This window comes from uncultured Campylobacter sp. (genome assembly GCF_937949835.1).
GTDB lineage: Bacteria > Campylobacterota > Campylobacteria > Campylobacterales > Campylobacteraceae > Campylobacter_B.
The window spans coordinates 1-6,639 of sequence record NZ_CALEDC010000286.1; the positions used below are offsets into that span (position 1 = coordinate 1).

Below are 6,639 nucleotides of genomic sequence, written 5' to 3' on the forward strand. Positions count from 1 at the left end.
AAGATAGAATTTAGAAAATTTAAATTTTAAAGGAGCATGTTATGGAGCAAATTGAGAAGGCAAGGAAAATTTTAGCCATTGCGGCTAGATAACAGAATTTCATGCAACAAATTCCATCCCGCGATACGGCGGAATGGAATTTGAAAGCAGTTCGTAGCGAGTAAATCTAAAACAGAATTTTAAAATTTAAATCCCAAAGCCTTAGCCGTTGTATCCTAAGCGGCGCATATTTGCGCACGCGTCCTTGTAGCCGTAATAGCACGAGATGCGGTATAGATCAATGGCGTTGAATTTATTCTGCTCCACGCCTTCACCTTTTTCAAACATAGCTGCGAGCTTCTGGCAAGCAGGGAAGTTTTGAGAGAGCGTGCATGCGGCGTTGTAGGCATTGGCGGCGGAAGCATAGTCTCGCTTGGAATACATAGAATCGGCAAAATTTAAACACATCGCGCCATTGCCGTTTTTGCATGCATCGCTTTGCACGACGCCGCCTTGTAGGTTCATCGCACGGATACCGTCTTGAACGTCGGCGAAGGAATATTTGCCGCTCTTTGGCGCATCGACTGCGCTTTTTGGTGCGTTGCTAACGCAGCCTGCCAAAAATCCCCCGGCGGCGATTAAAGCTAGAATTTTTTTCATATTTTGCTCCTTAATTTTTTGAAATTTGGCGACCCAAAACATAATAGGTCTCTTTGCCCGCGACCTTTTGTAGCTTGAGCTTAAATTTTTCCGACCAAGAGCGGATGATCTGCTCCGCAGCGGTCTTGCGCTCCTCATTCGTAGCGTCGTTTTTAATCTTAAAATACGGATTTGAATTCGACATAGCCACGTGCGCACCGTAAATTTTAAGCTTATCGTTCAGCCCTACAATGCGATCAAGCTCGTTATCCTCAAAATCGCACTTCGATAAAATTCCTCGTAGCTGCGCGACCGTCGCGTCGTTTACGCTATATCCTAGCGCTAGCAAAATTCCATCTTCACTCATTCTCATCCTTTCAAAAAATTTATTTGTTCGCTTGTGAAATCAAAACGCCTTCGATTATGCTTTTTATATCGCCGTCTAAAATCGCATCGGTTTGGCTATACGCCTCGCCGCTGCGGTTGTCCTTAACCTGCTGATACGGGAAAAGCACGTAGGAGCGGATCTGATGCCCCCAGCCGATCTCGCTCTTAGGCGCGTTCTCGTCCTTCTCGCGCTGTTTCATCAGCTCCAGCTCGTAAAGGCGGGATTTTAGCACCTTCATCGCCGTTTCTTTGTTTTTGTGCTGACTTCTATCGTTTTGGCAGTTTACTACGATGCCTGTTGGGATGTGCGTGATACGCACGGCGCTTTCGGTTTTATTGATATGTTGCCCGCCTGCGCCGCTTGCGCGAAACACATCGATGCGGATATCCTTCTCTTCGATATTTATCTCGATATCATCATTTAGCTCGGGGCTTACCATCACGCTCGAAAAGCTCGTATGTCTGCGCCCTGCACTATCAAACGGGCTTACGCGCACCAGGCGATGGATACCGTTTTCGGCTTTCAGATATCCGTAGGCGTTCTCGCCGCGCACGATGAAGCTAACGTCTTTAAGGCCGGCTTCCTCGCCCTCTTGAAAGTCCAAAACCTCGATCTTAAAGCCCTCTCGCTCGCAAAAGCGCAGATACATGCGGTATAGCATACTCGCCCAGTCGTTGCTCTCCGTACCGCCCGCGCCCGGATGAATGCTGACGATAGCGTTTTTATCGTCGTTTTCGCCGCCTAGCATCATAGAAATTTCTAAATTTATGATCTTGCCCTCTAGCTCGTCCGCCTCGGCAAAAAGCGAGTTTATCGTCTCCTCGTCGTTTTCCGAGTTTGCCAGCTCATATAAGCCCTTCGCGTCATCTACGGCATTTTTAGCGTTTAGAAATTTATTTAAGATATTTGAAATTTTAGTTTTTTCCTTGCCGATGGCGCCTGCTTTTGCGACGTCCTGCCAGAGATTTTGATCGTTTTCAAGCTCCTCGATCTCTTTTAGGCGCGCTTTAATGTTCTCCGGTTTTACGACGCCTGCAATATTTTCGACTTTAGTATTTAGGGTTTTTAAAAGTTCCGTGTATTCGTAATTATCCAAAATTTAAGACCTTTTTTATGCTTTTGGCGTGATTATAACATATTTTGGATTAAGGTTGTTTATAAAATTTTATTTAAGGCGGGTATTATGAAGCATTTATCTATTAGGGATATCAAAACCTGCTTGATATTGCCATGATTAATCAGTTTAAGCTCCGTCGAGAGATCGGGCAAGGGGTCGTTTAGTAGCAGTTTTAGCTTTGCTTCTTCTAGCTTTAACTTTTTGCAATCGGCTTTTTTGTCTTCAAGCATAGACACCACTAGTCTTAGCTTTTCTTTTGTCATTTCGCTTTGCACGAAAGCACCTTATACACGATGATAGAGCATAAAAAAGCTGCAATAGAGCAAGCAAAATACGCCCAAATTTCTCCGATAGTTTTTTCAAGAAGCGCGTGCAGTCCTAGCAAAAAGAATACTAAACCTATAATGCAAATCACGCCCGTAATTATATTTAGTAAAACCGAATTGGCGCTCTTTAAAAAAGAGCGCCTGATATCGCTAGCTTGAGCGTCTACGAGCTCTACTACCGAAACTATAAATTCAGATATGCCGGCCATTATTTTTTCAGCAACCAAGCGAACAAAAATCCGACGCCCGCAGCGATAGCGATGCTTTTTATCGGATCTTGTTTTATCGTGTCATTCACGCTTTCTATGCCGTCTTTGCCTTTGAGCCTTAGATCATCTATATATTTTTTGATCTCATTGCTGTTTAGCTGATCTAGAATTTTATCTTTAGCAGACTCTGCACGCTCTGCGCCTATGTTTTTGATGGACTTCATAATCTCTTTAAAATCCGCTTTTAAAGAGTCGATATCCTTTTTCAAAGACTCTAAATTTGTCTCTTGAGTAGCCATTTTCGCTCCTTTTGAAGTTTATTTTAGAGCTAAAGCTCGTGGTAGATTTTAGTACTTATTGATTAACGCTCGCTAAATAGACCGCCCTTTCGCGCTTAATTTATACCTTTAATATTTTTTGATATAATTGCCAGCCTAATATTTTATATTGAAAAGAGAGAACAATGCAAATTATTAGAAGCGTAGAGGAGCTAAAAAGCTTCAGAGCATCAGCAAGCGGCAGCGTGGGCTTCGTGCCTACGATGGGGGCTTTGCACGCGGGGCATGCGAGCCTCATAAAAAGAGCGCGAAACGAAAACGACATCGTAATCGTCTCCGCATTCCTCAATCCGGCGCAGTTTTTGCCCGGCGAGGATCTAAACAGCTACCCAAAAAACGAAGCGGGCGATATTAAAATTTGCGAAAGCCTCGATGTGAACGCGCTTTTTATCCCAAGCACGGATGAAATTTACGGCACGGAGGAGCCAGCAATCATAGCACCTAAGCCAATAAGTGAAATTTTAGAAGGCAAAACGCGTCCCGGGCACTTCGACGGCGTACTTAAAGTGCTAAATAAGCTTTTTAATCTAACTCGTCCTAGTAACGTTTATATGGGCAAAAAGGACACCCAGCAGCTTTTCATCGTGCAGAAGATGGTAAAGAGCTTTTTTATGCCTATAAGTATCATCCCTTGTGAGATCGTGCGCGAAAGCGATGGGCTCGCGCTTAGCTCGCGCAACGCCTATTTGGATGAGGAGGGAAAGCTACTCGCGCTCAAACTCTCACGCTCCCTGCAAAACGCAAGCGCGCTCGTGAAAAAGGGTGAGATCAGCCTAAATATCATCCGCGAAAAGATGCTTAGCGTGCTTGAGCCACTGGCGGTCGATTATATAGCGTTCGTGGATTATAAATTTAATGAAATTTCGCAGATCAAGCAAGGCGATACGATAATCCTGCTTGCCGCAAAGGTTGGCACAACCCGCCTGATCGATAATATCTGGCTGTAAAATGGCAAAACTCCATCTCGTCTCGCTGGGCTGTAATAAAAATTTAGTCGATAGCGAGATCATGCTTGGGCGCTTGCAAAACTACGAGCTCACGGATGAGCCTACAAGTGCGGACGTGATGATCGTAAATACCTGCGGCTTCATCGCAAGCGCCAAGCAGGAGAGTATCCGCACGATTTTGAAGCTTAGCGAGCAGAAAAAAAGCGGCGCGCTGCTGGTCGTCACGGGCTGTCTGATGCAGCGCTACAAAGACGAACTCATGCGCGAGCTGCCTGAGGTTGATATTTTTAGCGGCGTCGGCGACTACGACAAGATCGACGAAATGATCCTAAAAAAGCAAAACCTATTCTCGCCGCAAACTTATCTACAAAGCCCGGCTCTTGTCTCTTCGCGCGTGATAACGGGCTCAAACTACCACGCTTACGTTAAAATTTCGGAGGGCTGTAATCAAAAATGCTCTTTCTGCGCCATTCCGAGCTTCAAAGGTCGCCTAAAAAGCCGCAGCATCGACGACATCGAAGTAGAGGTGCGTGACTTGGTAGCGCGCGGATTTTACGATTTTAGCTTTATCGCGCAGGATTCCAGCAGCTACGGCCGCGATCTAAGGCGCGACAAAAACGGCGGATCAAATTTTAAAGGCTCCGAAGGCGAGTTAAATTTTGCAAGCTTTCGCGACGGGCAGAATTCCGACGGCTCATGCGATGTACAAAATTCCGACGGCTCGTGCGGTAGCGCAGGAGATGAAATTTCTGCTTACGACGAAACCGCTTGCGGTAAAAACGTCCGCAAAAAGAGCTTGGACGGCAAAAATAACGATGCTTTGGGCGCCGATTTAGTCGCGCTAATAAAACGCATCGAAAAAATAAAGGGCGTCAAGGTCGCGCGCGTGCTGTATCTCTACCCCACCAGCACCGACGAGCGACTCATCCGCGCGATCGTGGGCTCACCCGTTTTCGCAAACTACTTCGACATGCCGATCCAACACATAAACGACAAAATGCTAAGCCTGATGAAGCGCGGCGCGGGCGCGGCGCGGATTAAAGAGCTTTTAAGCTTAATGCGTGCAGCGCCAAACTCGTTCCTCCGCACGGGCGTCATAGTGGGGCACCCGGGCGAAGGTGAAGCCGAATTTGACGAGCTTTGCGCATTTTTGCAGGAGTTTAAATTCGATAGAATTTCAGCTTTTGCTTACAGTAAGGAGGAGGATACGGCGAGCTTTGCGATGCCGCAGATCCCTGCGCGGACAATTAGCCGCCGCCTAAATAAAATCGAAAAAATCACGCGCGAGGCGATAGATAATAGCATGCGCGCGCTCGTAGGCAAAAAGATGCCCCTAATAATCGAAGGCGCCAGCAGCGAGGGCGAGTTTTTTTACGGCGCCAAGCCTCTTGCATGGGACAAGGACATCGACGGCGAAATTTTAATCAACGAAAGCTACGTGCAAAATCTAAAAGTAGGCGATCTATACGAGTGCGAAATCACGGAATTCGCGGGCGATAGACTGCTTGCGCGAGTGCTAAAAAGCTCGCAAGGACAATGAAAAACTCGCCCGAAATTCCAAGTAAAATTCTAGCCTTGCTGCGGACCGGCAAAAACCTACTTGCCTTTTCACACGGCGTCGATAGTACGGCGCTTTTTTATCTTTTGGACGAGGCGAGCGTGAAATTTGACCTCGCGATCGTGGATTATAACGTCCGCGCGCAGAGCAAGGACGAAGTCGCCTCGGCAAGACAGCTTGCGCTTAAATTTAACAAACAAATCTACGTAAAAAGCGTGCGGCTGGGCGCGTCAAATTTCGAGCACGAGGCGCGCGCGGCCAGATATGATTTTTTCGGCCAAATTTGCCGCGAGCAAGGATATGAAAATTTGATCTTGGCGCATCAATTTGATGATAAATTCGAGTGGTTTTTGATGCAGCTTGGGCGCGGTGCAGGGCTTAGCGAGCTGCTAGGCATGCAAGAGCTAGAAACTCGCGAGGACTACGTGATCGCTCGTCCGCTTCTAGGCGTGCGAAAGTGCGAGCTGGAGCGGTTTTTGCGTGAGCGAAACCTAAAATACTTCACCGACGAGACGAATTTAACGCCCCGGTTTAAACGCGGATTTATTCGCGCTAAATTTAGCAAGCCGTTTTTAAACGAATACTTTGGCGGCGTGAAAAAAAGCTTTGAGTTTTTGGCGGCCGATGCGTTAAATTTGGCTCCCGAAATTTCTAATCCAGCGCCTAAAATTTATCTCGTAAAACGGGGCCGGGGCGAGCTTCGCGGCGTGGGTCTTGCCTGCAAGCGGCTAGGGCTCGTGCCAAGCTCGGCGCAGCGAAACGAATGCGCGCGCTGCCTAGAAAACGGCGCTGACTGCGTGCTAGGCGGCAAGGTAGCCGTGGGAGCGGGCGTAAATTTTATACTTGTAACGCCATATATCAAAGCCACGATGGAAAAGAAATTTAAAGAAGCGTGCCGCACCTTAAAAATCCCGCCGATAAACCGCGGATTTTTATTTGCCATGGGAGCGGATCTTGCGCTATTTGAGGAGCTTTTATGAGCGTTTATTTTACTTCCGATCTGCACTTCGGCCACGAGCTGGTGCTTAAAAAATATCCAAATTTTAGAAAAGGCGCAAACGTAGCCGAGATGGATGAAAATCTCATCGCCGCTTGGAACGCGCTTATTACGCCCGCGGACGTCGTTTACGACCTGGGC

Annotated in this window: 8 protein-coding genes; 3 read left to right on the forward strand and 5 right to left on the reverse strand. The window is 47.0% G+C overall.

Features of this window, described 5'->3' with window-relative positions; translation table 11 throughout:
• Positions 1-201: 201 nt before the first annotated feature.
• The 5 genes from Q0256_RS06385 to Q0256_RS06405 all read right to left on the reverse strand — a co-directional run bounded on the left by Q0256_RS06385 (position 202) and on the right by Q0256_RS06405 (position 2,957).
• A complete protein-coding gene (locus tag Q0256_RS06385; protein WP_297961304.1) occupies positions 202-639 on the reverse strand; it encodes a hypothetical protein in 438 nt (145 codons plus the stop codon).
• Between the two features lie 10 nt (positions 640-649).
• Positions 650-985, reverse strand: coding sequence for a type II secretion system protein (locus Q0256_RS06390; protein WP_297961307.1), 336 nt, complete (start codon positions 983-985; stop codon positions 650-652).
• Between the two features lie 19 nt (positions 986-1,004).
• Positions 1,005-2,102 (reverse strand): peptide chain release factor 2, encoded by a 1,098-nt coding sequence (prfB, locus tag Q0256_RS06395; protein WP_297961310.1) that lies wholly within the window; start codon positions 2,100-2,102, stop codon positions 1,005-1,007.
• Between the two features lie 59 nt (positions 2,103-2,161).
• Positions 2,162-2,398, reverse strand: a complete 237-nt coding sequence (locus Q0256_RS06400; protein WP_100067308.1) for a hypothetical protein — start codon at positions 2,396-2,398, stop codon at positions 2,162-2,164.
• Between the two features lie 259 nt (positions 2,399-2,657).
• Positions 2,658-2,957, reverse strand: coding sequence for a DUF883 domain-containing protein (locus Q0256_RS06405; protein ID WP_297961315.1), 300 nt, complete (start codon positions 2,955-2,957; stop codon positions 2,658-2,660).
• 164 nt (positions 2,958-3,121) lie between these two features.
• On the opposite strand from Q0256_RS06405, the gene panC reads away from it, so the two are divergent.
• Genes panC through tilS form a run of 3 tightly spaced genes read left to right on the forward strand, consistent with a single transcriptional unit; the run spans position 3,122 to position 6,481 of the window.
• Positions 3,122-3,943: a pantoate--beta-alanine ligase gene (gene panC / locus Q0256_RS06410; protein WP_297961317.1), complete on the forward strand. Its 822-nt coding sequence runs from the start codon at positions 3,122-3,124 to the stop codon at positions 3,941-3,943.
• Between the two features lies 1 nt (position 3,944).
• Positions 3,945-5,483 (forward strand): MiaB/RimO family radical SAM methylthiotransferase, encoded by a 1,539-nt coding sequence (locus Q0256_RS06415; RefSeq protein WP_297961320.1) that lies wholly within the window; start codon positions 3,945-3,947, stop codon positions 5,481-5,483.
• Entirely contained in the window at positions 5,480-6,481 is a 1,002-nt protein-coding gene (gene tilS, locus Q0256_RS06420) for a tRNA lysidine(34) synthetase TilS (protein WP_297961323.1), read from the forward strand. Before Q0256_RS06415 ends, tilS begins: the two co-directional genes overlap by 4 nt.
• Positions 6,482-6,639: the final 158 nt, after the last annotated feature.

Excerpts from the sequence above, each read along its gene's own strand:
- Q0256_RS06415 (WP_297961320.1), top strand. The coding sequence starts at position 3,945 with ATGGCAAAACTCCATCTCGTCTCGCTGGGCTGTAATAAAAATTTAGTC.
- Q0256_RS06390 (WP_297961307.1), bottom strand. The coding sequence starts at position 985 with ATGAGTGAAGATGGAATTTTGCTAGCGCTAGGATATAGCGTAAACGAC.
- panC (WP_297961317.1), top strand. The coding sequence starts at position 3,122 with ATGCAAATTATTAGAAGCGTAGAGGAGCTAAAAAGCTTCAGAGCATCA.
- tilS (WP_297961323.1), top strand. The coding sequence starts at position 5,480 with ATGAAAAACTCGCCCGAAATTCCAAGTAAAATTCTAGCCTTGCTGCGG.
- Q0256_RS06385 (WP_297961304.1), bottom strand. The coding sequence starts at position 639 with ATGAAAAAAATTCTAGCTTTAATCGCCGCCGGGGGATTTTTGGCAGGC.
- Q0256_RS06405 (WP_297961315.1), bottom strand. The coding sequence starts at position 2,957 with ATGGCTACTCAAGAGACAAATTTAGAGTCTTTGAAAAAGGATATCGAC.